Annotated in this window: 26 protein-coding genes; 16 read left to right on the forward strand and 10 right to left on the reverse strand. The window is 68.9% G+C overall.

Annotated elements, in window-relative coordinates; all coding sequences use genetic code 11:
• Window positions 1–68 precede the first annotated feature (68 nt).
• The 5 genes from ACSQ4M_RS05115 to ACSQ4M_RS05135 are packed head-to-tail and all read right to left on the reverse strand — an operon-like array spanning window position 69 to window position 4,935.
• Entirely contained in the window at window positions 69–788 is a 720-nt protein-coding gene (locus ACSQ4M_RS05115) for a GntR family transcriptional regulator (RefSeq protein WP_436188518.1), read from the reverse strand.
• 10 nt (window positions 789–798) lie between these two features.
• Complete coding sequence (locus ACSQ4M_RS05120) at window positions 799–1,683, reverse strand: ABC transporter permease (protein ID WP_436188519.1); 885 nt, start codon at window positions 1,681–1,683, stop codon at window positions 799–801.
• Window positions 1,683–2,600 (reverse strand): ABC transporter permease, encoded by a 918-nt coding sequence (locus ACSQ4M_RS05125; RefSeq protein ID WP_436188520.1) that lies wholly within the window; start codon window positions 2,598–2,600, stop codon window positions 1,683–1,685. The genes ACSQ4M_RS05120 and ACSQ4M_RS05125 overlap by 1 nt, the downstream gene beginning before the upstream one ends.
• 8 nt (window positions 2,601–2,608) lie before the next feature.
• Window positions 2,609–3,874, reverse strand: a complete 1,266-nt coding sequence (locus tag ACSQ4M_RS05130; RefSeq protein ID WP_436188521.1) for an ABC transporter substrate-binding protein — start codon at window positions 3,872–3,874, stop codon at window positions 2,609–2,611.
• A 41-nt stretch (window positions 3,875–3,915) separates the two neighbouring features.
• The gene (locus ACSQ4M_RS05135; protein ID WP_436188522.1) at window positions 3,916–4,935 is read right to left on the reverse strand and encodes an ABC transporter ATP-binding protein; all 1,020 of its coding nucleotides are present in this window, start codon (window positions 4,933–4,935) and stop codon (window positions 3,916–3,918) included.
• A 225-nt stretch (window positions 4,936–5,160) separates the two neighbouring features.
• Between ACSQ4M_RS05135 and ACSQ4M_RS05140 the strand changes: the two genes are divergently transcribed.
• A complete protein-coding gene (locus ACSQ4M_RS05140; protein ID WP_436188523.1) occupies window positions 5,161–5,718 on the forward strand; it encodes a bactofilin family protein in 558 nt (185 codons plus the stop codon).
• 69 nt (window positions 5,719–5,787) lie between these two features.
• Here the strand turns inward: ACSQ4M_RS05140 and ACSQ4M_RS05145 are convergent, their stop codons facing one another.
• Window positions 5,788–6,891: an alkene reductase gene (locus tag ACSQ4M_RS05145; protein WP_436188524.1), complete on the reverse strand. Its 1,104-nt coding sequence runs from the start codon at window positions 6,889–6,891 to the stop codon at window positions 5,788–5,790.
• 113 nt (window positions 6,892–7,004) lie between these two features.
• Window positions 7,005–7,613: a glutathione transferase GstA gene (gstA, locus tag ACSQ4M_RS05150; RefSeq protein ID WP_436188525.1), complete on the reverse strand. Its 609-nt coding sequence runs from the start codon at window positions 7,611–7,613 to the stop codon at window positions 7,005–7,007.
• A 183-nt stretch (window positions 7,614–7,796) separates the two neighbouring features.
• On the opposite strand from gstA, the gene ACSQ4M_RS05155 reads away from it, so the two are divergent.
• From ACSQ4M_RS05155 to ACSQ4M_RS05165, 3 genes are read left to right on the forward strand one after another with little or no spacing between them, the layout of a single operon-like run.
• Window positions 7,797–7,982 carry a DUF1328 family protein gene (locus ACSQ4M_RS05155; protein WP_056663631.1) on the forward strand — a complete coding sequence of 62 codons (186 nt, stop codon included), beginning with the start codon at window positions 7,797–7,799 and terminating at the stop codon, window positions 7,980–7,982.
• 3 nt (window positions 7,983–7,985) lie between these two features.
• Window positions 7,986–8,207: a hypothetical protein gene (locus ACSQ4M_RS05160; protein ID WP_436188526.1), complete on the forward strand. Its 222-nt coding sequence runs from the start codon at window positions 7,986–7,988 to the stop codon at window positions 8,205–8,207.
• A 9-nt stretch (window positions 8,208–8,216) separates the two neighbouring features.
• Window positions 8,217–9,050 carry a transglutaminase domain-containing protein gene (locus ACSQ4M_RS05165; protein WP_436188527.1) on the forward strand — a complete coding sequence of 278 codons (834 nt, stop codon included), beginning with the start codon at window positions 8,217–8,219 and terminating at the stop codon, window positions 9,048–9,050.
• Here ACSQ4M_RS05165 and ACSQ4M_RS05170 read toward each other — a convergent pair whose 3' ends face one another.
• Window positions 9,051–10,013 (reverse strand): helix-turn-helix domain-containing protein, encoded by a 963-nt coding sequence (locus tag ACSQ4M_RS05170; protein ID WP_436188528.1) that lies wholly within the window; start codon window positions 10,011–10,013, stop codon window positions 9,051–9,053. It abuts the gene before it with no gap.
• A gap of 182 nt (window positions 10,014–10,195) precedes the next feature.
• On the opposite strand from ACSQ4M_RS05170, the gene ACSQ4M_RS05175 reads away from it, so the two are divergent.
• From ACSQ4M_RS05175 to ACSQ4M_RS05205, 7 genes are all read left to right on the forward strand, one after another.
• Window positions 10,196–11,395: an amino acid ABC transporter substrate-binding protein gene (locus ACSQ4M_RS05175; RefSeq protein ID WP_436188529.1), complete on the forward strand. Its 1,200-nt coding sequence runs from the start codon at window positions 10,196–10,198 to the stop codon at window positions 11,393–11,395.
• 1 nt (window position 11,396) lies between these two features.
• Complete coding sequence (locus tag ACSQ4M_RS05180; protein ID WP_436188530.1) at window positions 11,397–12,275, forward strand: branched-chain amino acid ABC transporter permease; 879 nt, start codon at window positions 11,397–11,399, stop codon at window positions 12,273–12,275.
• Window positions 12,272–13,198, forward strand: coding sequence for a branched-chain amino acid ABC transporter permease (locus tag ACSQ4M_RS05185; RefSeq protein WP_436188531.1), 927 nt, complete (start codon window positions 12,272–12,274; stop codon window positions 13,196–13,198). Before ACSQ4M_RS05180 ends, ACSQ4M_RS05185 begins: the two co-directional genes overlap by 4 nt.
• On the forward strand, window positions 13,191–13,928 hold the full coding sequence (locus ACSQ4M_RS05190) for an ABC transporter ATP-binding protein (protein ID WP_436188532.1): 738 nt from the start codon (window positions 13,191–13,193) through the stop codon (window positions 13,926–13,928). Before ACSQ4M_RS05185 ends, ACSQ4M_RS05190 begins: the two co-directional genes overlap by 8 nt.
• A gap of 298 nt (window positions 13,929–14,226) precedes the next feature.
• Window positions 14,227–14,940, forward strand: a complete 714-nt coding sequence (locus ACSQ4M_RS05195; RefSeq protein WP_436188533.1) for an ABC transporter ATP-binding protein — start codon at window positions 14,227–14,229, stop codon at window positions 14,938–14,940.
• Window positions 14,941–14,954: 14 nt separating this feature from the next.
• On the forward strand, window positions 14,955–16,409 hold the full coding sequence (locus tag ACSQ4M_RS05200) for an aldehyde dehydrogenase (protein ID WP_436188534.1): 1,455 nt from the start codon (window positions 14,955–14,957) through the stop codon (window positions 16,407–16,409).
• Window positions 16,410–16,529: 120 nt separating this feature from the next.
• Window positions 16,530–18,827 carry an EAL domain-containing protein gene (locus ACSQ4M_RS05205; RefSeq protein WP_436188535.1) on the forward strand — a complete coding sequence of 766 codons (2,298 nt, stop codon included), beginning with the start codon at window positions 16,530–16,532 and terminating at the stop codon, window positions 18,825–18,827.
• A gap of 8 nt (window positions 18,828–18,835) precedes the next feature.
• On the opposite strand, the gene ACSQ4M_RS05210 is transcribed toward ACSQ4M_RS05205, so the two are convergent.
• Window positions 18,836–19,609: an SDR family NAD(P)-dependent oxidoreductase gene (locus tag ACSQ4M_RS05210; protein WP_436188536.1), complete on the reverse strand. Its 774-nt coding sequence runs from the start codon at window positions 19,607–19,609 to the stop codon at window positions 18,836–18,838.
• 109 nt (window positions 19,610–19,718) lie between these two features.
• On the opposite strand from ACSQ4M_RS05210, the gene ACSQ4M_RS05215 reads away from it, so the two are divergent.
• Complete coding sequence (locus tag ACSQ4M_RS05215) at window positions 19,719–20,633, forward strand: LysR family transcriptional regulator (RefSeq protein ID WP_436188537.1); 915 nt, start codon at window positions 19,719–19,721, stop codon at window positions 20,631–20,633.
• Here ACSQ4M_RS05215 and ACSQ4M_RS05220 read toward each other — a convergent pair.
• A complete protein-coding gene (locus tag ACSQ4M_RS05220; protein ID WP_436188538.1) occupies window positions 20,622–20,906 on the reverse strand; it encodes a YkgJ family cysteine cluster protein in 285 nt (94 codons plus the stop codon). The two genes, ACSQ4M_RS05215 and ACSQ4M_RS05220, sit on opposite strands and share 12 nt — an antisense overlap.
• Window positions 20,907–20,981: 75 nt before the next feature.
• Here ACSQ4M_RS05220 and ACSQ4M_RS05225 point away from each other — a divergent pair, with 75 nt between their 5' ends.
• Genes ACSQ4M_RS05225 through rsmG form a run of 4 tightly spaced genes read left to right on the forward strand, consistent with a single transcriptional unit; the run spans window position 20,982 to window position 24,223 of the window.
• Entirely contained in the window at window positions 20,982–21,230 is a 249-nt protein-coding gene (locus tag ACSQ4M_RS05225) for a type II toxin-antitoxin system Phd/YefM family antitoxin (protein ID WP_436188539.1), read from the forward strand.
• A complete protein-coding gene (locus ACSQ4M_RS05230; RefSeq protein WP_326535312.1) occupies window positions 21,230–21,652 on the forward strand; it encodes a type II toxin-antitoxin system VapC family toxin in 423 nt (140 codons plus the stop codon). The genes ACSQ4M_RS05225 and ACSQ4M_RS05230 overlap by 1 nt, the downstream gene beginning before the upstream one ends.
• A gap of 1 nt (window position 21,653) precedes the next feature.
• Complete coding sequence (gene mnmG / locus ACSQ4M_RS05235) at window positions 21,654–23,582, forward strand: tRNA uridine-5-carboxymethylaminomethyl(34) synthesis enzyme MnmG (RefSeq protein WP_436188540.1); 1,929 nt, start codon at window positions 21,654–21,656, stop codon at window positions 23,580–23,582.
• Entirely contained in the window at window positions 23,579–24,223 is a 645-nt protein-coding gene (gene rsmG, locus ACSQ4M_RS05240; RefSeq protein ID WP_436188541.1) for a 16S rRNA (guanine(527)-N(7))-methyltransferase RsmG, read from the forward strand. The genes mnmG and rsmG overlap by 4 nt, the downstream gene beginning before the upstream one ends.
• The last annotated feature ends 24 nt before the right edge of the window (window positions 24,224–24,247 follow it).

The raw sequence follows: 24,247 nt of genomic DNA on the forward strand, positions 1-24,247 counted from the left end.
GAAGGCATTGACGCGCCCCCTCGGGGGGCAGCGATACGCGAAGCGATGAGCGTGGGGGTTGTGTCACGTCATGCCGCCAGCACGGCTGCGAGATCGAGGGCTGTGTCGGCCGGTGGCGTGAACTCCAGCCGCGATTCCAGCTGGTCCAGGTGCTTGCGCATGCAGCGGCTGGCTTCGCGCGCGTCGCGCAGGCGGATCGCGCCCAGCAGCACACCATGCTCTCGGCAACCGCAGGCCGTGGCCTCCTCGCGTTCCTGCGCGTGGTGGCTGCTGAAGGTCATCAGCACGAGCGAGGTGCGCGAGACCAGTTCGCGCAGCACACGGCCCAGCGTCTGGTGGCCGGCCGCCTGTGCGATGTGCAGGTGGAAGTCACCGGCCTGGCGGATCGCGCGGCGCATGTCACCGGCCTTGCGTGCGGTTTCCTCGGCGGCGATGCAGTCGGCCAGGCGCTGGATGTCGGCCGGCTGCGCCACCTGGATGAAGCGCTGCACCAGCGTCGGCTCGATCAGGCGGCGTACCTCGAACACCTCGCGCGCCTCCTGCTCGGTGGGCTGCGCCACGGAGGCGCCGCGGTTGGGCGTGAGCGTGACGATCTGCTCGTTGGCCAGCCGCACCAGCACCGGCCGCACGCGCGTGCGCGAGACACCGAAGGCGCTGGCGATCTTGTCCTCCACGAGCTTGGTGCCGGGCAGCAGCTTGTGGTCGAGGATGGCGGAGACCATGCGCTCGTAGATCTCGCTGTCCGAGACCGTGGGGGAAGCCGTGGGCGCGGCGTCGGGGGCAGGCATGGCGCGCACGCTAGGCCTTGCGCCGGCGCGCCAGCAGGGTGGCCAGGCCGATCGCCAGGCCCATGACGAGGAAGGACACGACGGTGGTCACGGTGCCGAGCGCATAGATGGACGGCGTGGTCACGGTGGAGGTCAGGCCCTGCAGTTCGAGTGGCAGCGTGTTGACGTCGCCGATGGCCTGCGAGGTGCGCGCGATCTCGTCCCACGACAGCGTGAAGCCGAACATGCCGATGCCCACGATGGAGGGCGCCACCAGCGGCAGCACCACCTGGCTGAAGCTCTGCCACGGCGTGGCGCCGAGGTCGCGTGCGGCCTCCTCGTAGCTGGGGTTGAAGCGGTTGAACACGGCGAACATGATGAGCAGGCCGAAGGGCAGCGTCCAGGTCAGGTGCGCGCCCAGGGCCGAGGTGTACAGGCCCAGCGCCGTGCCGTAGTTCTCCAGGGTGCTTTCCATGCCGAGCGCGCCCAGCAGCCACTTGATGCCGGTGTCCAGCAACCGGAACTCCAGGCCGATGCCCAGCGACACGATGATGGACGGCATGATGAGGCTGGCCACGACGATGTAGAACAGCGCGTTGCCGCCTCGGAGCTTCTTGCGAAAGGCCAGGCCGGCCAGCACCGACAGCACCACGGTCAGCACCATCACCGCCGCGCCCACGCCCAGCGAGCGGCGCAGGGCTGCACCGATGTCGACCACGCCCAGGCCTTCGGCCAGCTGGCGGAACCAGTGCAGCGAGAAGCCACGCATGGGGAACGTGAGGCCGCCTTCCGGGCCCTGAAAGCTCAGCGCCACGATCACGAGCATCGGGCCGTACATGAACAGCACGAACAGCGCGAAGACGATGGCCAGCAGCCAGAAGCCGGCGGGGCGGGCGTCGGAGATTCTTGCCTGCATCAGAGCTCCTTGCGGATGTCGACCATGCGGGTCAGCGCCCAGATGATCATGAGCACCACGGCCAGCAGAATCATCGCGTTGGCCGCGGCCAGCGGGAACTGCAGGTACGAGGTCTGCACCTGGATGATCTTGCCGATGGACGCGATCTGCTGGCCGCCCATGACGCCGATGGTCACGAAGTCGCCCATCACGATGGTGATGACGAAGATCGAGCCGATGATGATGCCGGTCTTGCACAGCGGCACGATCACGTTCCACAGCGTCTGCCAGGCGCTCGCGCCGCTGTCGCTGGCGGCCTCCAGCAGGCTGCGGTCGATGCGCATCATGCTGTTGAAGATGGGCACGATCATGAACATCGTGTAGAGGTGCACGAAGGCCAGCGTGACCGAGAAGTCGGAGAACAGCAGCCACTCCAGCGGCTCGTCGATGAGGCCGATGCCCTGCAGGCTCTGGTTGACCAAGCCGTTGCGGCCCAGCAGCGGCACCCACGAGATCATGCGGATCACGTTGCTGGTCCAGAACGGGATGGTGCACAGCACGAACAGCGCGGTCTGCATGCCCGCGCTGCGCACATGGAAGGCCAGGAAGTACGAGACCGCGAAGCCCAGCACCAGCGTGATGGCCCAGACCAGGAACGAGAACTTGAGCGTGGAGAGGTAGGTCTTCAGCGTCACGCAGAGGTCTTCACCGCCGGTGGCGCAGCCCTCGAAGATCGACACGTAGTTCTTGAACGTGAAGCCGGGCAGCAGCTCGTACTCGTTGAAGTCCCAGAAGCTGACCATCAGGATCAGCGCCAGGGGAATCAGGAAGAACAGCGCGAAGACCAGCGTGAAGGGCGCGGCCTGCCACCAGGCCGCGATGCTGCGTCCCGGCGCCGCGGACGGGGCACCGTGGGAGGTGGTGGCAGGTGCGCTCATGGCTCAGCTCAAGCGGCTACAAATTGGTTCCATTTCTGGACCATGTAGTTGTTCTCGTCCATCAGCGCGTTCCAGCAGGCGATGCCGCCCATGCGGGCTTCGTAGCTGCCACCGTCGCGCACGGCACCGGCCTTGGCCAGCACGTCGCCGTTGGGGCTCTTGATGTCCTGCGCGGCGGGCTTGCCTTCCATCCAGTAGGCCCACTCGTAGGCTTCCATCTTGGACTTGGCCGTCTCCAGCACGGCGCTGTAGTAACCCTGGCGGTTCAGGTAGGCGCCGGCCCAGCCGTCCAGGAACCAGTTGATGAACTCGTAGGCCCCGTCGAGCTTCCTGCCCGACAGCGTGGCCGGCAGGCCGAAGCCGGCGGCCCAGGCGCGGTAGCCTTCCTTCAAGGGCTGGAAGTTGCAGGCGATGCCCTTGGTGCGCACGGCCGTGACCGCAGGCGACCACATCGACTGGATCACCACCTCGCCCGAGGACATCAGGTTGACCGACTCGTTGAAGTCCTTCCACAGCGCGCGGAACTGGCCGGCCTTCTTGGCCTCGATCAGGGTCTTGATCGTGAGGTCGATCTCGGCCTTGGTCATGTTGCCCTTGTCGGGGTACTTGTAGATGCCCTTGGCCTCCACCACCATGGCCGCGTCCATGATGCCGATGGAGGGGATGTTCAGGATCGCGGCCTTGCCCTTGAACTCGGGGTTCAGCAGCTCGGCCCAGGAGTCGATCGGGCGCTTGATCAGGTCGGGCCGGATGCCCAGCGTGTCGGCGTTGTAGACGGTCGGGATCAGCGACATGAACTGTGTGGGGCTCTTGGCGAAGACCTTGCTCTTCTCGCCCTCCAGGAAGATCACCTTCTTGGGCGCCGTGCCCTGGTCGCCCACGGCCTTGCCGGCCACCTGGCCGGTGGTGAACAGGGTGGTGATCTTGTCGGCGTTCTTGATCTTTTTCGTGTCGATGCCCTTGAGGTTGCCCGTGGGCACGATCTTCTTGAGCGAGAAGTACTCGGTGTCGATCAGGTCGAAGCTGTTGGGCGCGGTGACGGCGCGCTTGGTCACGTCGTCGGTGGTCACGGCCACGTACTGGATCGTGATGCCCGTGTCGGCCTTGAACTTCTCGGCGATGGCCTTGTCCTGGTTCACGGCCGTGCCCAGGTAGCGCAGCACGATGGGCTCCTGCGCGTGCACGAAGGGTGCGATGCCGGTGGCCAGGATGCCGGCCGTGCCCTTGAGCAGGGTGCGGCGCTGCAGTGCAGAGGTGTCGTTGGTGTCGGACATGGGTCGTCTCTCCATTCGGTGGCAGGGGGTGGAAGAAAGGGTCAGGCGGCGAGCGCGTGCGCGTGCGGTGGCGCCCAGGACAGACGCACGTTCTCGCCCAGGGTGTAGGGCCGGTCGGCGAAGGCGGCCTCGGGCAGCATCAGCGACACGCCGGTGCGGCCGGCGCCGTTGGCGGCGTCCAGGCCCAGCAGCACATAGGTGCCCTGGTACTCCACGTCGGTGACGGTGGCGGCGATGCCCTCGCCTTCGGTGGCAATGCGCATGTGGTCGTTGCGCACGGCGATCTTGCCGGTCGGCGTGTCCAGCACGTTGTGCCCGCCCATGAAGCGCGCAATGAACTCGGTGGCGGGCCGGTTGTAGACCTCGTGCGGCGGTCCAACCTGCTCGATCAGGCCGTGGTTCATGACGACCATGGTGTCGGCCAGCGCCATTGCCTCTTCCTGCGAGTGGGTGACGTGGATGAAGGTCAGGCCGAGCTCCTTCTGCCAGCGGCGCAGCTCGGCGCGCATCTGGATGCGCAGGAACGGGTCGAGCGCGGACAGCGGCTCGTCGAGCAGCAGCACCTTGGGCTGGGTGATCAGCGCGCGCGCCAGTGCCACGCGCTGCTGCTGGCCACCCGAGAGTTCGCCGGGCTTGCGCTGCGCGAGGTGTCCCATGGCCACGCGCTCGAGCAGGTCCTGCGCCTTGGCCCGGCGCTCGGCCGTTGCCACGCCCTTCATCTTGAGGCTGAAGGCCACGTTGTCCAGCGCCGAGAGATGCGGGAACAGCGCGAAGCTCTGGAACATCATGGCCGTGCCGCGCGCGGCTGCGGGCAGGTCGGTGATGTTGCGGTCTTCCAGCAGCACGTCGCCGCTGCTGACGGTCTCATGGCCCGCGATCATGCGCAGCGTGGTGCTCTTGCCGCAGCCCGAGGGTCCCAGCAGGCAGCAGTAGCTGCCGCTTGCGATGCGCAGGTTGATGCTGTCCACGGCTGCTTGCCCTTGCGCATAGCGCTTGGTCAAGGCCACGAGTTCCACGGCCACGGGCCGGGGCGCGCTGGGAGAGGGTTCGGCGGAGGGCATGCGGACTGCCGTACGCAAAGCCCATGCCATGTTTGTACGCAGGCTTTGCCCAGGAATGCGTACAAAAAGCACCAAGCGAGTGCGTACATCGGGGCGCGGCGCCGGCCCCTGGTGCGCGCGGTGCCGCGCTGGTGCCACTTTCTTAGGGTTACAGAAGTTGCATGCGTCTTCAGCGCATTCGCGCGCAGATTCCCCTAGCATGGAGCTTTGATCGGAGAACGCCCAGTGGCCCTGCAATCCCCCTTTTTCGGCAAGCGTGAGAACGAACCCCTGAACACCCGGCCGAGTACGTTCAACAACACGTCTGCGTTGCAGCCCTCGTCCTCTTCTTCCTCCTCCTCCAGCAGCAACATGGCCACTTCCGCGACCTCTCCGTCAGTGCCCGGCAGCAGCGCGAGCGCACCGGTCAGCGCCGCCACGCAGGAGCCTGGCAGCAAGCTCATCGTCGGCCCCAACATCAAGCTCAAGGGCGTGGAGATCACCGACTGCGACACACTGGTGGTCGAAGGCACGGTCGAGGCCACGATGGACTCGCGCATGATGCAGATCGCCGAGCAGGGCGCGTTCAAGGGCTCGGCCGAGGTCGACCTGGCGGAGATCCGCGGCGCCTTCGACGGCGACCTCGTGGTGCGCGAGAAGCTCGTGATCTACGCCACCGGCAAGGTGAGCGGCAAGATCCGCTATGGCAAGGTGGTGATCGAAGAGGGCGGCCAGATCTCGGGCGAGATCAGCTTCGGCGCGGGCACCGCCAAGAGCAGCAAGCCGGCGCTGGCAGCGGCCTGATCGTTTCGGCTTTCTCCAACGCAAAGCGCCGACCCTCGGGTCGGCGTTTTGCATGGCGCGTGGGGCGGATCAGGCCGGCAGCGCGGGATAGTCGGTGTAGCCCTCGGCACCGCCGCCATACATGGTGGCGCGGTCCGGCACCTGCAGCGGAGCGCGCTCGCGCAGGCGGCGCACCAGGTCGGGGTTGGCGATGAACGGGCGGCCGAAGGCCACGAGGTCGGCACCGTCGGCCAGGGCCTCATCGGCCAGCGCACGGTCGTAGCCGTTGTTGACCATCCAGGCGCCCTTGCCGCCCGCGTTGCGGTAGGCGGCCTTGAGCCTGCGGTAGTCGAACGGCCGGTCCTCGATCTCGCGCGGGCCACCCGTGGCGCCTTCGATCACATGGATGTAGGCCAGGCCCAGTGGCGCCAATTCGGCCAGCAGGGTGTCGAACAGCGGCTGCGGATCGGGGTCGGAGATGCCATTGGCCGGCGTGACGGGCGAGATGCGCAGGCCCACGCGGCCGGCACCGATCTCGGCGGCCACGGCCCGCACCACCTCGAGCGTGAAGCGGATCCGGTTGGCGATGCTGCCGCCATAGTGGTCGGTGCGGTGGTTGGCGCCGAGCTTGAGGAACTGGTCGAGCAGATAGCCGTTGGCGCCGTGGATCTCCACGCCGTCGAAGCCGCTGTCCAGTGCGGCGCGGGCGGCCTTGCGGAAGTCGTCGACGATGCCGGCGATCTCCTCGGCGGCCAGCGCGCGCGGCGTGGAGGTCTGGTCGAAGCCGCCCTTGCCGTCGCGGATCAGGTAGGTCTTGGTGGTGGCGGGAATGGCCGATGGCGCCACCGGCGCCTGGCCGCCGGCCTGCAGCTCGGTGTGCGAGACGCGGCCCACGTGCCAGAGCTGGGTGACGATCTTGCCGCCGGCCGCATGCACGGCCGCCGTGACCTTGCGCCAGCCTTCCAGCTGCTCGGGTGCGTAGAGGCCCGGCACGTCGGCGTAGCCCTGGCCCTGCTGGCTGATGGCCGTGCCTTCGGTGACGATCAGGCCGGCGCCGGCGCGCTGGCGGTAGTACTCCACGGCCAGCGGCCCGGGGATGGCGCGCGGCGAACGGTTGCGCGTGAGCGGGGCCATGACGATGCGGTTGGCCAGTGCCAGGCTGCCCGCATGGGTGGGCTCGAACAAGGAAGACATGCACTCTCCGTTGGATTTATTTCTTGGCCGCCCCAGAGTGCCGGAGCGGACGAAGCGTGCATGTGCGGGCAGGACGGCCATCTGCAAGACAGCGCCCGCCTTGTTACATCGGCTTACTTGGCCAGGCCTTCTGCCTTGAGCGCTTCCTGCACGGCAGGGCGGGCCGCCACGCGGGCCATGAAGGCGGCCACGTTGGCGCAGGCCGAGAGGTCCACGCCCGTGTGCTTGGCCCAGGTGGTGACGGTGAACAGGTAGGCATCGGCCACGCTGAAGTGCTCGCCCGTCAGGTAGTCCTTGCCGGCCAGCTGTTCGTCGACCCATTTGTAGCGCGACACCAGCTTCTCGCGCACGCTGGTCTTGTAGTCCTCGGGCGTGGCCGGGTTGAACAGCGGGCTGTAGTTCTTGTGCAGCTCGGTGCCGATGAAGGTCAGCAGCGACTGCAGGCGGTAGCGCGCCAGCGTGCCGTTGGCCGGGGCCAGGTTCTTGAGCGGGGCCTGGTCGGCGATGTACTGCACGATGGCCGGGCCTTCGGCCAGGCGCGTGCCGTCGTCCAGCTCCAGCAGCGGCACATAGCCCAGCGGGTTGATGGTGTAGTAGTCGGTGCCGTCGTCGAGCTTGTGCGTCTTGGTCGGGGCCTTCAGGGCCTCGAACGCGATGCCGGCCTCGCGCAGCACGATGTGCGGGGACAGCGAGCAGGCACCAGGGGAGTAATACAGCTTCATGGCGTGTTTCCGAAGGGGTTGGGATCGTTGTGCCGCCCGGCTGCGTGAGCCCGCCCGACAGCGCCCGAACAGGGCCGCGCGATTGTCCTACACCCCCCTGTGCCGGCGGCTGATGCCTTCTGAAAGACCGCTTTCCTACAGTGCGTGCAAGCGCGGCGCCGCCGCTGTACAAGGAGAGTCGACATGTTGAAGTGGGCCATCATCTTTGCGTTGATCGCACTGGTTGCCGGGGGCTTGGGTTTCGGTGGCGTGGCGGCGGGCGCGGCCGGCATCGCCAAAGTGCTGTTCGGCCTGTTCCTGATCCTGGCCGTGGTGTTCGTCGTGCTCGCCGCATTGGGCGTCGGCGCGGCGAAGAAGATCCTGGACTGAGCCGTGCAGTCTGGTCCCGAGGGCCTGGGTCCCCAGCACTACGCGCAGTTGCAGCAATGGCTGCAGAGCCCGCTGCAGCGCGTGCAGCGCATCCTGCAGGTGACGGCCGCCGACTGGTGGCCCGATGGCCAGGTGCCGCAGACGCGCAAGGCCGCCGGCCGCGTGGTCCGTGCGCACCGCGATCACGCGCATGCGCACGGCGTGCGTGGTCGCCGCCACGCCTGAGGGCTCGCCATGCTGTCCTCCATCGACGTCAAGCTCGTCTACGACGTGGCCGAGCCCACGCACTTCTGCCTGCACCTGCAGGTGGCGGACCATGCCGACCAGCACCTGCGCGAAGAGCGTCTGCAGGTGGAGCCCGCGCTGCCGCTGCACGACTACCGCGACCCGGTGAAGGGCAACCGCTTCGTGCGCTTCGACGCGCCCGAGGGGCAGCTGCATGTGCATTACAAGGCGGAGGTCGAGGTGCACTACGAAGTGCCGGCGCCGGAGCTGGGCGAGGCACCCGTGAACCAGATTCCCGACGAGGTGCTGCACTTCCTCTCGCCCACGCGCTACTGCGAATCCGACCTGCTCGGCAATGCCGCGCAGCAGCTGTTCTGCAAGGTGCCGGCTGGCCTGGCGCGCGTGCAGGCCGTCAGCGACTGGATCCACGACAACATCGCCTACACACCGGGTTCCAGCGATGCGACGACCACGGCCCAGCAGATCTTCGTGCAGCGCCAGGGCGTGTGCCGCGACTTCGCGCACCTGGGCGTGACCTTCTGCCGCGCGCTGAACATCCCGGCGCGGCTGGTGGCGGGCTATGTGTTCTTCGACGAGCCGCCGCAGGACTTCCACGCCATCTTCGAAGCCTGGCTGGATGGCCGCTGGGTGCTGTTCGACCCGACCCGCATGGCGCCCGTGGAACGGCTGGTGCGTGTGGGCACGGGCCGCGACGCCAAGGACGTCGCCTTCGCCACGCTGTTCGGCAAGGCCCAGTTGCTCAGCAAGGACATCGTGGTGCGCGAAAGCGGGACACCGCCCGCCGCCACCCCGGGCCAGCCGCTGCTGCGCGCCGTCGCCTGATCAGCCGCCGGCCGCGCGCGCGGCCTGGCGGAACTCGCTCGGGCTCAAGCCCGTGTGCTCGCGGAACACGCGCGCGAAGTGCGACATGTTCGAGAAGCCCCAGGCCAGCGCGATGTCGGTGATCGAGCGGCCAGCTGCGGGCGCCTGCCGCAGCTCCTGGATGCAGGCCTGCAGCCGCTGCTGCTGGATGTAGCTGGCGAGCGTCTGGTCGCCTTGCGCGAAGGCGTTGTGCAGGTGGCGCTTGCTGCAGTTCAGCGCGGCCGCGATCTGCTCGATGGACAGCAGCGGGTCGCGCAGGTGCCGCGCCACATGGTCGCGGATGCGGTCGCGCAGCGCTTCCTTCAGCGTCACGGCCGTGCCCTGGCCCGCGAGTTCGAGCAGCGAGAGCTGCACCAGCTGCATGATGAGCTCGCCAGCGCCACGCGCGGCTGTCTCGCTCATCGCGGGGAGCTCCAGGTAGGTGGTGCGCATGGTCTCCAGCGCCAGGCGCGAGATGCCGTTGGCGCCGCCCACGTGGCGCGCCATGAGCGGGTCGAGCCGCACGCCGCGCTCGGCCATTTGATGCTTGGGCAGCATCACGATCAGGTGCTCGGTGGGCGCGGGGTTGTCGATCGCGTAGTCGTGCGTGGTGTCGTAGATGATCCAGCCGCCCGCCTGCGCGCGCGCCTTGCGGCCCCGCTGTTCGACTTCGGCGCTGCCCTGCCAGGGTGCGACGATCTTGAGGTAGCCGGCCTCGTCGCGGCGTGCCATCTGCGGTGTGCGCAGCACGCGGTGGCGGCCGGCCTCCAGCCGCGTGAGCACCACGTCGCCCGCGCGCGAGGCCGACAGCCGGCCGTCGAACTCGCTGTCGCCGTAGAGGTCGGAGTCCAGGCCGCCGAAGTGGCGCCAGATCCACTCGCGCCATTGCGGCGCCCGGTCGCGCGGGGCGACCGCGTCGGTGCTCAGCAGCAGGGACGGGGTCATCGGCTTCTCCGGGGCGGGGGACGGGCCGCGATCATAGGCCGCGCTGCGCGGCGCGCGGGGGCGGTGCCGGGTTAACCCGGGGGGGCGTGCACGCTGGTGCCAGCATTCCGTGCACGCTGCGCACAGCGCGCGCAGCGGCGTCTTCCTACGATCCGGGACACCGATTTCGAGGAGACGACACCATGACCATCCACTCCCGCCGCCGCGTGCTGCAAGGCGCGGCCGCCGCGCTCGGCAGCGCGGCCTTCGCCCCCGCGCTGCAGGCCCAGAACGCCCCCGTGCGCATCGGCTACGCGATGGCCCGCACCGGCCCCTGGGCGCCCGGTGCGCAGGTCAGCCAGGAGCCCAACTACCTCCTGTGGGCCGAGCAGGTGAACGCCGCGGGCGGGCTGGACGTGAAGGGCAGCAAGCGCCCCATCGAACTCGTGGGCGTGGACGACCGCAGCGACATCGAGACCTGCGTGCGCAGCTACCAGAAGCTGATGGGCAGCGACAAGGTCGATCTGATCCTGCCGCCCTGGGGAAGCAACGCCAACTTCGCGATCGCGCCGCTGGCCCAGCGCTTCGGCTACCCCATGCTGGCGCCGACCGCGTTGTCGCGCAAGCTGATCGACATGAACCTGTCGTTCTTCTTCTCCATCCTGCAGCAGCCCGACCGCATGATGGGCGCGCTGGTCGACATGCTGGTGGCGAACAACGTGAAGACGATCGCCATCGTCTACATGGACGACCTGTTCGGGCTGGAGAACTTCGCGGCGATCAACAACGCGCTCAAGAAGACCTCCATCCAGGTGGTGGAGCGCAAGAGCTACCCGCTGGGCGTGAAGGACCTCTCGCCCGTGCTGCGCGGCATCAAGGAGCAGAACCCCGATGCCTTCATCGGCATCACCTACCCGCCCGACACCATCCTCGCGAGCAAGCAGGCCAAGGAGGTGGGCTTCAACCCGAAGTTCTTCTACGCCTCGGTGGGCACGGCCTTCCAGCTCTACCGCAACGTGATCACGGCGCCAGGTGCCGAAGGTGTGCTGGGCATGGGCTCGTGGAACAGCAAGACCAGCGCGGGCGCCAAGGCCTACTTCGACGCGCACACCAAGCGCTTCGAGGGCAAGGAGCCGGACCGCTGGGCCAGCGGCCATTGCTGGGCGGCGCTGGAGATCCTGCAGGCGGCGGTGGCGAAGGCCGGGCTGGACCGCAAGGCCATCCGCGAATACGTGGCGACGACCGCCCACAAGACCATCATCGGCGACGTGAAGTTCACGGGCAGCGAGAACACGGCGACGCCGGGCAGCGTGGGCCAGTGGCAGAACGGTGAGTTCGAGGTGGTGTGGCCGGCGGCGATGGCCACGGCGAAGCTGAACCCTGCCAAGCCGGCGTGGAAGTGACGTGTCGTTGACAGCCTGGTTCGAACTCGTGGCCAGCGGCCTCATCACGGGCGGCATCTACGCGCTCGTGGGCCTGGGGCTGAATCTGCAGTACGGCCTCATGCGCATCCTGAACATCGCGCATGGCGAGTTCCTGATGCTGGGGGCCTATGCCACCTGGATGGCGCACACGCTGCTGGGCTGGTCGCCGCTGGCCGTGCTGCCGCTGGCCTTCGCGGGGCTGATGCTGATCGGCCTCGTCGTGCACGCCCTGACCTTCCGCAAGCTCGCGGCCCAGGCGCCCAACGTGGACGTGTTCGAGGCGCGCGGGCTCATGGTGGCCTTCGGCCTGATGTTCCTGGTGCAGAACTTCGCAAGCTGGGCCTGGGGCGGCGACCTGCGCGGCTACGACTACCTGACCACGCCGGTGGCGATCGGCGGCGCGCAGTTCGCGGCCAACAAGCTCGTGGTGTTCGGCCTGGCGTTGGTGTTTGCGCTCGCGCTGATGGCGCTGCTGCGCTTCACCATGCTGGGCAAGGGCGTGCGTGCGCTGATGCAGTCGCCCACAGGCGCGCAGCTGGTGGGCATCGACACGAAGCGGCTGCACCCGCTGATGTTCGGCGTGGGCCTGGGCCTGTCGGGCGTGGCCGGTTGCCTGCTGTCGATGGCCTACACCATCACGCCTTCGATGGGCGAGCCCTACGCGGTGACGGCGTTGATCGTGATCACGCTGGGCGGCTTCGGCAGCATGGGCGGCGCGCTCGCGGGCGGGCTGCTGCTGGGCGTGATCGAGGCGCTGGGCATGCACTTCACCAACCCCTCGCTCAAGGCGCTGCTCTCGTACGGCGTGTTCATCGCCGTGCTCCTGTGGAAACCCAACGGACTGTTTGCCAAACGATGAAGCGCGACTGGATTCTTCTGGCGGGGCTCACGCTGGCCGCGGCGCTGCTGCCTGGCATCGCGAGCGAGTTCCTGCTCTCGCTGGCATTGACCTGCCTCATGTACGTGGCGCTGGCCTCGAGCTGGAGCCTGTTCTGCGGCAGCACGCGCTACCTCTCGCTGGCCACTGCCGCCTTCTTCGGCATCGGCGCGTACACGAGCGCGTTGGTGCTCGAGAGCCTGCCCTGGCTGGCAGCCGTGGGCCTGGGCGCACTGGTGGCCGCGGCCATCGCGCTGGTGATGGGCGCAGCCGTGCTGCACCTGCGCGGCACCTACTTCGCGGTGCTGACCTTCGGCATGACCGAGCTGATCCGCCATGCCGTGACCTACTTCGAGAAGCAGGTCACGGGCACGGTCGGCCGCGTGCTCGTGGTCGTTCCCGAGGAGACGACCGTCTACTGGACGGTGCTGGGCATCGCGGCCATCGCCGTGGCCACGGCCATCGTGGTGCGGCGTCGGCGCTTCGGCCTGGCGCTGGTGGGCATCGGCTTCGACGAGCAGCGCGCGCAGACCCTGGGGGTGAACACGCGCATGGTCAAGACGCTGGGCTTCGCCATCACCGCGGCCTTTGCCGGGGCCGTAGGCGCTGCCATGGCCGTGCGCTGGACCTACATCGACCCGGTCACGGTGTTCAACCCTTTCATCGGCTTCCAGACCGTGCTGATCGCGCTGATCGGCGGCGCCGCCACGTTGTGGGGCCCGCTGGTGGCGGCCGTGGTGTTCAGCGTGCTGGCCGAGACGCTGCGGCTGCAGCTGCCGCAGGCCTACATGGTGGCGCTGGGGCTGCTGCTGATCCTGTCGGTCATGTACCTGCCCGATGGCCTCGGCAGTCTGCGCTGGGCCCAGGTGCGCGGCTGGTTCCAACGGGAGCGGCTCAATGGCTGAACGTCTGCTGGAAGCCCGCGCGGTCACGGTGCGCTTCGGCGGCCTCACGGCCGTGGACGCGGTGGACGCGGCGTTCGACGCCGGCGAACTGGTCGGCATCATCGGTCCGAACGGCGCGGGCAAGACCACCTTCTTCAACGCGATCTCTGGCGTGCAGCCGCCCACCAGCGGCGCGCTGCTGCTGGGCGGGCACGACCTGGCAGGGCAGGGGCCGCACCGCTTCGCGGCCCGGGGCGTGGCGCGTACTTTTCAGACGCCGCGCGTGTTCGGTGGCCTGCGCGTGGTCGACAACGTGGACTTCGGCCTGCAGTTCGCGGGGCGCAGCAGGGCTGCCGCGCCAGCACTGGCCGATGCCGGGAGCATCCTCGCGCTGATTGGCCTGTCGTCCCAGGCGGAGCTGCCGGCGTCCGCTGTCACGCCGGCGCAGCAGCGCCTGCTGGAGATCGGCATGGCACTGGCCACCCGGCCGCGGCTGTTGCTGCTGGACGAGGTGGCGGCTGGATTGACCGAAGCCGAGGTCCAGGCCATGGCCCGGCTGATCGGGCGGCTGCGCGGCGAACTCGGACTGGCCGTCGTCTGGATCGAGCATGCCGTGACAACGCTGCTGCGCCATGTAGAGCGTGTGCTGGTGCTGCACCAGGGCCGCAAGATCGCGGACGGCACGCCGGCCGAGGTCACGCGCAATGCCGAGGTCATCGAGGCCTATCTCGGAGATGAGGTGGTGGCATGAATTCCAGTGCATTCACCGTGGCGCGAGACCGCGCCGACGGTGTACTCCACTCCGCGAATGTCCCCCGCCCCGGGCCGCAGGCGGCCCGGGGCTCCTCCTTGATTTCGCTGCGTGGAGCACACCATCGTCGTGGTCAGGAAGCGCCGCGTTGCACCACCCCGCGCGACGCGACGTGTCCAGGGCCGAGGGCATCGGGTGGCCTTCGCAGCGAAATCAAGGAGGAGCCGAAGGCGGGGGACATTCGCGGAGAAGGCCACCCGGTGACCTCGGCCCACGCACAATGCCAAGGAGCCCGGACATGACCGCCCACCTCAAGATCCAGGGCCTGGGCGCCGGCTACGGCGGCTTCAACGTGATCCGCTCCATCGACCTGGAGGTCGGCCCCGGCCTCACGGTGATCCTCGGCCCCAACGGCGCTGGCAAGACCACCTTGCTCAAGGCCCTGGCCGGGCTGATCCCGCGCACGGGCACCGTGCTGCTGGACGATGCGCTGCTGCCGGTGCGCCAGAGCGGCGTGGCTGTGCGGCGCGGCATGGCGCTCGTGGCCGAGGGCCGCCAGCTGTTCCCGCAGATGACCGTCACCGAGAACCTCGAACTGGGCGGCTGGCTCAGCACGAAGGCCCAACGCACCGAACGCCTGCGCCAGGCTTTCGCCGACTTCCCGCGGCTGGCCGAACGCGCGCAGCAACTGGCCGGCACCATGAGCGGCGGAGAGCAGCAGATGGTGGCTGTGGCGCGCGCCATGATGTCCGCCCCGCGCCTGCTGATGCTGGACGAGCCCTCGCTGGGCCTGGCGCCGCGCATGGTGGACGAGTTGCTCGCCATCGCCAGGCGCATCGCCGACGCCGGCACCACGGTGCTGCTGGTCGAGCAGAACGTGAAGAAGGCCCTGGCCGTGGCCGACTGCGCCCATGTGCTGGAGCGCGGCGCGCTCGTGGCCAGCGGCCCGGCCGCCGAGATTGCGCAATCCGACATCGTCCGCCACGCCTACCTGGGCGTGGCAACCATCTGAAGGGAGAAACCACCATGTCCGACCTGTCCATGCTCATCAACGGCCAAGCCGTGGCCGCCGAGAACGGCGCCACCTTCGAACGCCGCAACCCGCTCGACGAGAGTCTGGCCACGCGCGCACCCGCCGCCACGCCCGCCGACGCCATCCGTGCCGTCGAGGCCGCGGCCGCCGCGTTCCCGGCCTGGAGCCAGACCGGCCCGAACGCGCGCCGCGCACTGCTGCTCAAGGCGGCCGATGCACTGGAGGCCAAGGCCCCGGAGTTCATCGCCACGCTGCCGCGCGAGACCGGTGCCACCGCCATGTGGACCGGCTTCAACGTGCACCTGGCGGCCGGCATGCTGCGCGAGGCCGCGGCGCTGACCACGCAGATCGCCGGCGAGGTGATCCCCTCCGACGTGCCGGGCAGCCTGGCCCTGGCCGTGCGCCAGCCGGCCGGCGTGGTGCTGGGCATCGCGCCCTGGAACGCACCCGTGATCCTGGGCGTGCGCGCCATCGCCACGCCGCTGGCCTGCGGCAACACGGTGGTGTTCAAGGGTTCGGAGCTGTGCCCGCACACGCACCAGCTGATCGCCCAGGCCTTCATCGATGCGGGCTTCCCGGCCGGCGTGGTGAACTACATCACCAACGCGCCGGCCGATGCGGCGGCCGTGGTCGATGCCATGATCGCCCACCCGGCCGTGCGCCGCGTGAACTTCACGGGCTCCACGCGCGTGGGCAAGCTGATCGCGGTGCAGTGCGCGCAGCACTTGAAGCCCGTGGTGCTGGAGCTGGGCGGCAAGGCGCCGTTCGTGGTGCTGGACGATGCCGACCTGGATGCAGCCGTGGATGGCGCGGCCTTTGGCAGCTTCGCCAACTCGGGCCAGATCTGCATGAGCACCGAGCGCATCGTGGTCGACGTGGCCGTCGCCGATGCCTTCGTCACCAGGTTTGCAGCCAAGGCCAGCGCGCTGCCGCTGGGCGACCCGCGCGGGACCGACCCCGTGGTGCTGGGCAGCGTGGTGGGCATGAGCACGGTCGCGCACTGCAATGCGCTGATCGACGATGCGCTGGCCAAGGGCGCCAGGCTGCTGTGCGGCGGCAAGGCCACCAACACGTTGATGCCGGCGACGCTGCTGGACCATGTGACACCGGCCATGCGCATCTACGGCGAGGAGACGTTCGGCCCGGTCAAGGCCATCGTGCGCGTGAACGGCGTGGAGGAGGCGATCCGCGTGGCCAACGACAACGCCTACGGCCTGTCGTCCGCCGTGTTCGGCCGCGACACGGCACGCGCCATCGCAGTGGCGCAGCGCATCGAGTCGGGCATCTGCCATGTGAACGGCCCCACCGTGCACGACGAGGCGCAAATGCCCTTCGGCGGTGTCAAGGGCAGTGGCTGGGGGCGCTTCGGCGGCAAGGCCGGCATCGCCGAGTTCACGGAGCTGCGCTGGGTGACGGTGCAGACGACACCGCGGCACTACCCATTCTGATTTGGCCTACACGATCGGCGGAAAACACGCCTTGCGCTGTCGGCGCTGGCAGGCGATGCTCGGCGCCCGAAACATGGCGGAGAAGGGCGGGGAATGCCGGCTGGGTCCGACGGTGCAGGCTTGGTTTTGGTCACGGTGGCGGTGGTTGTCGCCGTGCTGGGGGTGGGCTGCGCGCTGGCCTTGCTGTGGCTGCACCGTCGGCTGGGCCTGCAGCGCGGCCAGCTGCGCAAGGCGCTGAGCCAGCTCGCGCACTCCGAGCAGCAGACGCGCGACGCCAACGGGCTGCTGCTGGCCAAGCAGGGCGTCGAGCAGGCCTTCGCGGAACTCTCCACCTACATGCAGGGCATCGACCAGCATGCGCTGGTCTCGGTGACCGACACCGCGGGCCGCATCCTGCGGGTCAACGACAAGTTCGTGCAGACCAGCGGCCACAGGCGGGAGGACCTGCTGGGCCAGGACCACAGACTGCTCAACGCGGGCTACCACGACCACGGCTTCTTCGAACGCATGTGGACCACCATCCAGCGCGGCGAGATCTGGCGCGATGTCGTATGCAACCGCAACGACGCGGGCGGCCTGTATTGGGTGGACATGGCCATCGTGCCGCAGAAGGACGCTGCGGGCCAGGTGGTGCGCTACATCGCGGTCTGCGTGGACATCACCGAGCAGCGGCGCCAGGAGGACGCACTGCACTACCGCGCCACCCACGACGCGCTGACCGAGCTGCCCAACCGCACCCTGCTGCTGGAGCGCATGGCGCGGACCATCGCGCGGGCCCGCAGCCGCCAGCGGCCGGTGGCGGTGTACTTCGTCAACCTCAACCGCTTCAAGCAGATCAACGACAGCCTGGGCCGCAGCGCGGGGGACCAGGTGCTTTCCGAGATGGCGCGGCGCCTGCAGGACGAGGCACGCGGCGGCGACACGGTGGCGCGGCTGGCGGGGGACGAGTTCGTCGTGGTCTGCGAGGGACTGCCGCGCAGCATGGTCGAGCCATTCGGGGCGCGCCTGCACACCGCATTGCAGGCTCCGGTGCTGTTGTCCGGCGAGCCGCATGTGCTGGGCGGCAGCGTGGGGGTGGCGCTGTTTCCCGACCATGGTGATGAGCCCGAGACGTTGGTCAAGCGGGCCGACCTGGCGATGGTGCAGTCCAAGAGCCAAAGCGACCGCGGCGTCTGCATCTTCTCCAGCGAGATGCAGGACGCCATCGACGTGCGCGTGCAGAAGGAGGCACGCCTGCGCGATGCCATCGTCCGCCGCGAGCTGGTGCTGCACTTCCAGCCGCAGGTGGACTTCGAGACCGGCGCGCTCGTGAGCCTGGAGGCGCTGGTGCGTTGGGATTCGCCCGACTACGGTTTCCTGATGCCGGGCAAGTTCATCGGCCTGGCCGAGGAGTCGGGCCTGATCGGCGCGATCGACACCTATGTGGTGGATGCGGCATGCCGCCAGATGCAGCAGTGGCACCGGCAGGGGCATGGCTGGATCCGCACCGCCGTGAACCTGGCGGCGACCAAGTTCTCCGATCCGCACTTCAAGACCGAGCTGCACGAGGCCATGGTGCGCTACGGCATCCCGCCGGGCGTGCTGGAACTGGAGGTGACCGAGAGCCTGGCCATGCGCGACCCGGACGCGGCGCTGGTGCTCATGCACGAACTCAAGAAGCTCGGCATCCTGCTCTCGGTGGACGACTTCGGCACGGGCTATTCCAACCTGGGCTACCTCAAGCGCTTTCCGGCCGACCGGCTCAAGGTGGACCAGTCCTTCGTGCGTGGCCTGCTCAAGAACCCGCAGGACCGGGCCATCGTCGCGGCCGTGGTACGGCTCGCGCACAACCTGAACATGCGCGCCATCGCCGAGGGCGTGGAGAGCGAGGACGAGGCCATCCTGCTCTATGCGCTGGACGTGGACGAGATCCAGGGCTACTGGATGGCGCGGCCACAGCCGGCCGAGGCGGTGGAGAAGCTGTTCGACCAGCCGATGCTGCTGGACCCGGCGGCCTTCCTGCAACGCGAGGCGATGCCGGTGGTGCTGCTGGTGGAGGACGAGACGATCACGCGCGAGCTGCTGGAGCACGTTCTGCAATCCTTCGGTGTGCGCGTGGCCAGCGCGGCAAGTGCCGAGCAGGCCATGGAGATGTTCCACCAGCACGACTACGCCATCGCCGTCGTGGACCACTGGCTGCCGGGCAGCAGCGGCATCGCGCTGCTGAGCGAGATCCGCAAGCGCATGCCGCACACCGCGCGTGTGCTGATGACCGCCAGCAACGACCCGCAGGTGTTGCGCGACGCCATCAACATCGGCGGCGTTGCGCACTTCCTGGCCAAGCCCATCGACCCCGCGGTGCTGCGCAATGTGGTGCACGACGCCTGCTGGAACACGGCGGCGCAGCGCCGGCGCACGCCGCTGCCGCCGGCGGGTTGATTCCCGCGTCAGAGGAACATGCCGCCCGAGGCTTCCACGCGCTGGGCATTGATCCAGCCCGTGCCGGGGGCCAGCAGCGCGGCGATGACGGGGCCGATGTCGTCGGGCTGGCCGACACGGCCGAGCGCGGTCTGCGATGCGACGAAGGCGTTGAGCCCGGCGTTGTCGCGCACCGCGCCGCCGCCGAAGTCGGTGGCGATGGCGCCCGGTGCGACCACGTTGACGCGGATGCCGCGCGGGCCCAGTTCCTTGGCCAGGTAGCGCGTGAGCGTCTCCACGCCGCCCTTCATCGTCGCGTAGGCCGCGTAGCCCGGCAGTGCGAAACGGGCCAGTCCAGACGACAGGTTGACGATGCGGCCGCCGTCGGCGATCAGCGGCAGCAGCGCCTGCGTCAGGAAGAACACGCCCTTGAGGTGGATGTCGACCATCTGGTCGAACTGTTCCTCCGTGGTGTCGGCGAACGGGGTGTGCACGCCGGTGCCGGCGTTGTTGACGAGGAAGTCGAAGCGGTCGCGGCCCCAGGTCTGGCCGAGCGCGCTGCGCAGTGCGGCCGCGAAGCCGGGGAAGTTGCGCACGTCGGCCACGTCCAGCTGCAGCGCCACGGCGCGGCGGCCCAGAGCCTGGATCTCGGCCACGGCGGCGGTGGCCTCGGCGGCGTTGCGCTGGTAGGTCAGCACCACGTCCGTGCCCTGGCGGGCCAGGGTCAGCGCGGCGTTGCGGCCCAGGCCGCGGCTGCCACCGGTGATGAGGGCGATGGGGGTGTCGGTGCGGGTGGTGGTCATGGTGGACTCCGTTGGGTTGCGATGGGCGTGACTTTATTGATGTGCTGAAAGAAGAAAAAGGCGCGCGAAGTGATAGATTTGTTCGTCCAAAACGAACAGTGAGGCCGCCATGGTCCGCCCCGAACTGCTGCTGGTCTTCACGCGCGTGGCCGAGTTGTCCAGCTTTACCCAGGCGGCCGACAGCCTGGGCCTGCCCAAGGCCAGCGTGTCCAAGTCGGTGAAGCAGCTGGAAGAGGCCGTGGGCACGCAGCTGCTGCGCCGCAACACGCGGCGCGTGGTGCTCACGCACGACGGGCAGGCCTGCTACGAGCGCTGCAAGGACATGTTGGCCAGCTTCGACGACCTGCAGGCCATGTTCCGCCAGGGCGAGGCGTTGCGCGGCCGGCTGCGCGTGGACATGTCGCTGGGCATGGCGCACCGCGTGGTGCTGCCGCGCCTGCCCGGGTTCCTGGCCCTGCACCCGGCGCTGGAGATCGAGCTGTCCAGCAGCGACAGGCGCGTAGACCTCGTGGCCGACGGCTTCGACTGCGTGGTGCGCACGGGCCCGCTGGATGCCTCCGACCTGGTGGCGCGCCCGCTCGGCATGCTGGTGCAGCACAACCTGGCCAGCCGTGCCTACCTGGCGGCGCACGGCGTGCCGCAGACGCTGGACGACCTGGCGCGGCACCGGCTCGTGCACTACGCGACGCGGCTGGGTGTGCGCAGCGCGGGCTTCGAAGTGGAGGAGGGCGGCGTGGTGCGCGGCATCCCCATGCAGGGCAGCGTGACCGTCAACAACTCCGAGGCCTACGGCGCGGCCTGCCTGGCCGGGCTGGGCCTGATCCAGGCGCCGACCATCGCGCTGCGGCCGCATGTGGAGGCCGGCGAACTGGTCGAAGTGCTGCCGCAGTGGCGCGCACCCGGCCTGCCAGTGACCGTGCTGTACGCGCACCGGCGCCAGTTGCCGGCGCGGCTGCGCGTGTTCATGGACTGGCTGGCCGGGGTGCTGGCGCCGTACCTGGCGCCGCCCGCCTCAGCGAACTGAGGCGGGCGCCGTCGCGGCTTCCAGCCGCGTGAGCCAGGCCATCGCGACCACGGCGTCGCGGCCGCACATCTCGTGCGAGGGCTGCAGGCCGGCGCAGACTGCCGGGCGCTCAGGCGAGCCGAAGATGCGGCAGCGCAGGGCTTCGTCGAGTTGCACGCAGGCCACGCCGGCCGGCTTGCCGCCTGGCATGCCCGGGATGGGCGAACTGATCGAGGGCGCGGTGCAGCATGCGCCGCAGCCGCTGCGGCAGGTGGGGTCTGGCTTGCTCGGCACGGGGGGATTGTCGGCCAGCGCCGACACGACCCTGGGTCGGTCGGTAAAATGTACAGATCTTCGAAGGTTGTACAAATGCAGACGCTGCCCCTCAGTGAATTCCGCGCCAACGCCTCGGCCATGCTCGACCTGGTCGAGCAGGGCGAGACCGTGCGCATCCTGCGCCACGGCAAGCCCGTGGCCGATCTGGTGCCAGTGCGGCCCGACACCCCGAGCGAGCTGCCGCACTGGAAGCAGCGCATCACGCCGCGCAAGGTGGTGCGGGCGGACGGCAAGACCATCGCCCAGCTGATCATCGAAGAGCGCGAGCAGTCGAGGTACTGATGCGTCTCTTGTTCGATACCTCGGCCATCGCCAAGCGCTACCGCGACGAGCAGGGCCATGAGCAGGTGCAGCAATGGCTGGAACGTGCAGATGCGGTTGTGATGGCCGCTCATGCGCGCGTGGAGGTCGCCTCCAGCCTGTGCCGCGACCTGCACGATGGCGCGACGACGCGGCCCGAGTTCGATGCCGACCTGCAGACCCTGGCGCTGGACTTCGAAGGTTTCGAAGTCCTGGCGCTGGACGAGCGCATCGAGGCGCTGTCCATCCAGGCCATGGCCGCCTCTCGTCTGCGCGCCATGGATGCGCTGCACATTGCCACCGCCCAGGCGGCCGGCGTCGACATGTTCGTCACGGCCGACAAGCGCCAGGCCCAGGCGGCCCAGGCCCTGGCCATTCCCACCTTCCTCGTGCAGGCCAATTGAGATGAGCACTCCCTACACCCACCCCCAGGAATTCGACGTCATCGTCGTCGGCGGCGGCCATGCCGGCACCGAGGCCGCCCTGGCCGCGGCCCGCATGGGCTGCAAGACCCTGCTGCTCACCCACAACATCGAGACGCTGGGGCAGATGAGCTGCAACCCGTCCATCGGCGGCATCGGCAAGGGCCACCTGGTCAAGGAGGTCGACGCGCTGGGCGGCGCCATGGCGCTGGCGACGGACGAGGGCGGCATCCAGTTCCGCATCCTCAATTCCAGCAAGGGCCCGGCCGTGCGCGCCACGCGCGCCCAGGCCGACCGCGTGCTCTACAAGGCCGCGATCCGCCGCATGCTGGAGAACCAGCCCAACCTGTGGCTGTTCCAGCAGGCGGTGGACGACCTGATGGTGCAGGGCGACCGCGTGGTCGGCGCCGTGACCCAGGTCGGCATCGCCTTCCGCGGCCGCACCGTGGTGCTGACGGCGGGCACCTTCCTGGACGGCAAGATCCATGTGGGCCTGAACAACTACGCGGCTGGCCGTGCGGGCGACCCGCCGGCCCAGTCGCTGAGCGCACGCCTGAAGGAACTGAAGCTGCCGCAAGGGCGGCTCAAGACCGGCACGCCGCCGCGGCTGGACGGGCGCAGCATCGATTTCTCCAAGTGCGCCGAGCAGCCCGGCGACGGCATGCCGGGCGGCGAGCGCGACGCCATGCCGGTGTTCAGCTTCATGGGCCGGGCCGACATGCACCCGCGGCAGATGCCGTGCTGGGTCACGCACACCAATGCACGCACGCACGAGATCATCCGTTCCGGCTTCGACCGCAGCCCCATGTTCACGGGCAAGATCGAAGGGGTGGGGCCGCGCTACTGCCCCAGCGTGGAAGACAAGATCAACCGCTTCGCCGACAAGGACAGCCACCAGATCTTCCTGGAGCCCGAGGGCCTGACGACGAACGAGTTCTACCCCAACGGCATCTCCACCAGCCTGCCGTTCGACATCCAGTACGCACTCGTGCGCAGCATGCCGGGCCTGGAGAACGCCCACATCCTGCGCCCCGGCTACGCCATCGAATACGACTACTTCGACCCGCGCGCGCTCAAGAGCAGCTTCGAGACGCGCGCCATCCAGGGCCTGTTCTTCGCCGGCCAGATCAATGGCACGACGGGCTACGAGGAGGCAGCGGCCCAGGGCCTGTTCGCCGGTGCCAATGCCGCGTTGCAGTGCCTGGGGCGCGAGCCCTGGCTGCCAGCCCGCGACCAGGCCTACCTGGGCGTGCTGGTCGACGACTTGGTCACCCAGGGCGTCAGCGAGCCCTACCGCATGTTCACGAGCCGGGCCGAGTTCCGGCTGCAGCTGCGCGAGGACAACGCCGACATGCGCCTGACGGAAGTGGGCCGCCAGATGGGCCTGGTGGACGACGCGCGCTGGGATGCCTTCAGCCGCAAGCGCGATGCTGTTTCACGTGAAACACAGCGGCTGCGTTCGCTCTGGGTCAACCCGCGCAACCTGCCGGCGGCGGAGGCCGAGCGCGTGCTGGGCAAGGCCATCGAGCACGAATACAACCTGGCGGACCTGCTGCGCCGCCCCGGCGTGGACTACGCCGGCCTGATGTCGTTGGACGGTGGCCGCTTCGTGCCCGACCAGGCGCTGGACGAAGATGAGATCGAGCAGATCGAGATCGCCGCCAAGTACGCCGGCTACATCGGCAAGCAGAAGGAAGAGGTCGAGCGCGCTGCGCATCTGGAGACGCTGCGTGTGCCGGACGACTTCGACTACATGGCCGTGCCGGCCCTGTCGATCGAAGTACGGCAGAAGCTGGCGAAGCAGCGGCCCGAGACGCTGGGCCAGGCGTCGCGCATCTCCGGCGTCACGCCGGCGGCGATCTCGCTGTTGCTGGTACACCTCAAGAAGCGCGGCCGCGCTGTCAGCGCGTGAAGGGCCGGTTGCCGGATGCGGCGCAGGCCCTGGGCCTGGCGCTGTCGGATGCCGAGGCCGACGCCCTGCTGGCCTACCAGGGCCTGATCGCCAAATGGAACAAGGTCTACAACCTGACGGCTGTGCGCGATCCGGAGCAGATGCTCACGCAACACCTCGTGGATTGCCTGGCGGCCGTGCCGCCGCTGCGGCGGGTGCTGGCAGAGCAGGGCGCCGAGGCTCCGGCCTTGCTGGATGTCGGTGCCGGCGCCGGCCTGCCCGGCGTGGTCTTCGCCATCCTGCACCCGCAGCTGCAGGTGCACTGCGTGGACACGGTCGCCAAGAAGGCGGCCTTCGTGCAGCAGGTGGCGGTGGAACTCAAGCTGCCCAATCTGCGTGGCCTGCACGCGCGCGTGGAGAGCCTGGGGCAGGGCTACGACATCGTGTCCAGCCGGGCCTTCGCCTCGCTGGTCGATTTCACGACCTGGTCGCGCGCGGCCCTCAAACCGGGCGCGGTGTGGCTGGCCATGAAGGGCAAGGAGCCGGTCGAGGAAATCGCCGCGCTGCCGCCCGAGGTGCAGGTGTTTCACGTGGAACATCTGCAGGTTCCCGGTTTGGGTGCCGAGCGCTGCATCGTCTGGATGCGCGCCACCGCCGCTTAAACTCGCGGCCTGCTTCCCCTAGGA

Origin of the sequence: Pseudorhodoferax sp. LjRoot39, from assembly GCF_964253035.1 — a bacterium.
Lineage (GTDB): Bacteria > Pseudomonadota > Gammaproteobacteria > Burkholderiales > Burkholderiaceae_C > Pseudorhodoferax.

Bases quoted from the DNA above. Each gene is read 5' to 3' on its own strand.
- ACSQ4M_RS05115 (WP_436188518.1), bottom strand. From the start codon at position 788: ATGCCTGCCCCCGACGCCGCGCCCACGGCTTCCCCCACGGTCTCGGAC.
- ACSQ4M_RS05120 (WP_436188519.1), bottom strand. From the start codon at position 1,683: ATGCAGGCAAGAATCTCCGACGCCCGCCCCGCCGGCTTCTGGCTGCTG.
- ACSQ4M_RS05125 (WP_436188520.1), bottom strand. From the start codon at position 2,600: ATGAGCGCACCTGCCACCACCTCCCACGGTGCCCCGTCCGCGGCGCCG.
- ACSQ4M_RS05130 (WP_436188521.1), bottom strand. From the start codon at position 3,874: ATGTCCGACACCAACGACACCTCTGCACTGCAGCGCCGCACCCTGCTC.
- ACSQ4M_RS05135 (WP_436188522.1), bottom strand. From the start codon at position 4,935: ATGCCCTCCGCCGAACCCTCTCCCAGCGCGCCCCGGCCCGTGGCCGTG.
- ACSQ4M_RS05145 (WP_436188524.1), bottom strand. From the start codon at position 6,891: ATGTCTTCCTTGTTCGAGCCCACCCATGCGGGCAGCCTGGCACTGGCC.
- gstA (WP_436188525.1), bottom strand. From the start codon at position 7,613: ATGAAGCTGTATTACTCCCCTGGTGCCTGCTCGCTGTCCCCGCACATC.
- ACSQ4M_RS05155 (WP_056663631.1), top strand. From the start codon at position 7,797: ATGTTGAAGTGGGCCATCATCTTTGCGTTGATCGCACTGGTTGCCGGG.
- ACSQ4M_RS05165 (WP_436188527.1), top strand. From the start codon at position 8,217: ATGCTGTCCTCCATCGACGTCAAGCTCGTCTACGACGTGGCCGAGCCC.
- ACSQ4M_RS05170 (WP_436188528.1), bottom strand. From the start codon at position 10,013: ATGACCCCGTCCCTGCTGCTGAGCACCGACGCGGTCGCCCCGCGCGAC.
- ACSQ4M_RS05175 (WP_436188529.1), top strand. From the start codon at position 10,196: ATGACCATCCACTCCCGCCGCCGCGTGCTGCAAGGCGCGGCCGCCGCG.
- ACSQ4M_RS05185 (WP_436188531.1), top strand. From the start codon at position 12,272: ATGAAGCGCGACTGGATTCTTCTGGCGGGGCTCACGCTGGCCGCGGCG.
- ACSQ4M_RS05190 (WP_436188532.1), top strand. From the start codon at position 13,191: ATGGCTGAACGTCTGCTGGAAGCCCGCGCGGTCACGGTGCGCTTCGGC.
- ACSQ4M_RS05195 (WP_436188533.1), top strand. From the start codon at position 14,227: ATGACCGCCCACCTCAAGATCCAGGGCCTGGGCGCCGGCTACGGCGGC.
- ACSQ4M_RS05200 (WP_436188534.1), top strand. From the start codon at position 14,955: ATGTCCGACCTGTCCATGCTCATCAACGGCCAAGCCGTGGCCGCCGAG.
- ACSQ4M_RS05210 (WP_436188536.1), bottom strand. From the start codon at position 19,609: ATGACCACCACCCGCACCGACACCCCCATCGCCCTCATCACCGGTGGC.
- ACSQ4M_RS05215 (WP_436188537.1), top strand. From the start codon at position 19,719: ATGGTCCGCCCCGAACTGCTGCTGGTCTTCACGCGCGTGGCCGAGTTG.
- ACSQ4M_RS05225 (WP_436188539.1), top strand. From the start codon at position 20,982: ATGCAGACGCTGCCCCTCAGTGAATTCCGCGCCAACGCCTCGGCCATG.
- ACSQ4M_RS05230 (WP_326535312.1), top strand. From the start codon at position 21,230: ATGCGTCTCTTGTTCGATACCTCGGCCATCGCCAAGCGCTACCGCGAC.
- mnmG (WP_436188540.1), top strand. From the start codon at position 21,654: ATGAGCACTCCCTACACCCACCCCCAGGAATTCGACGTCATCGTCGTC.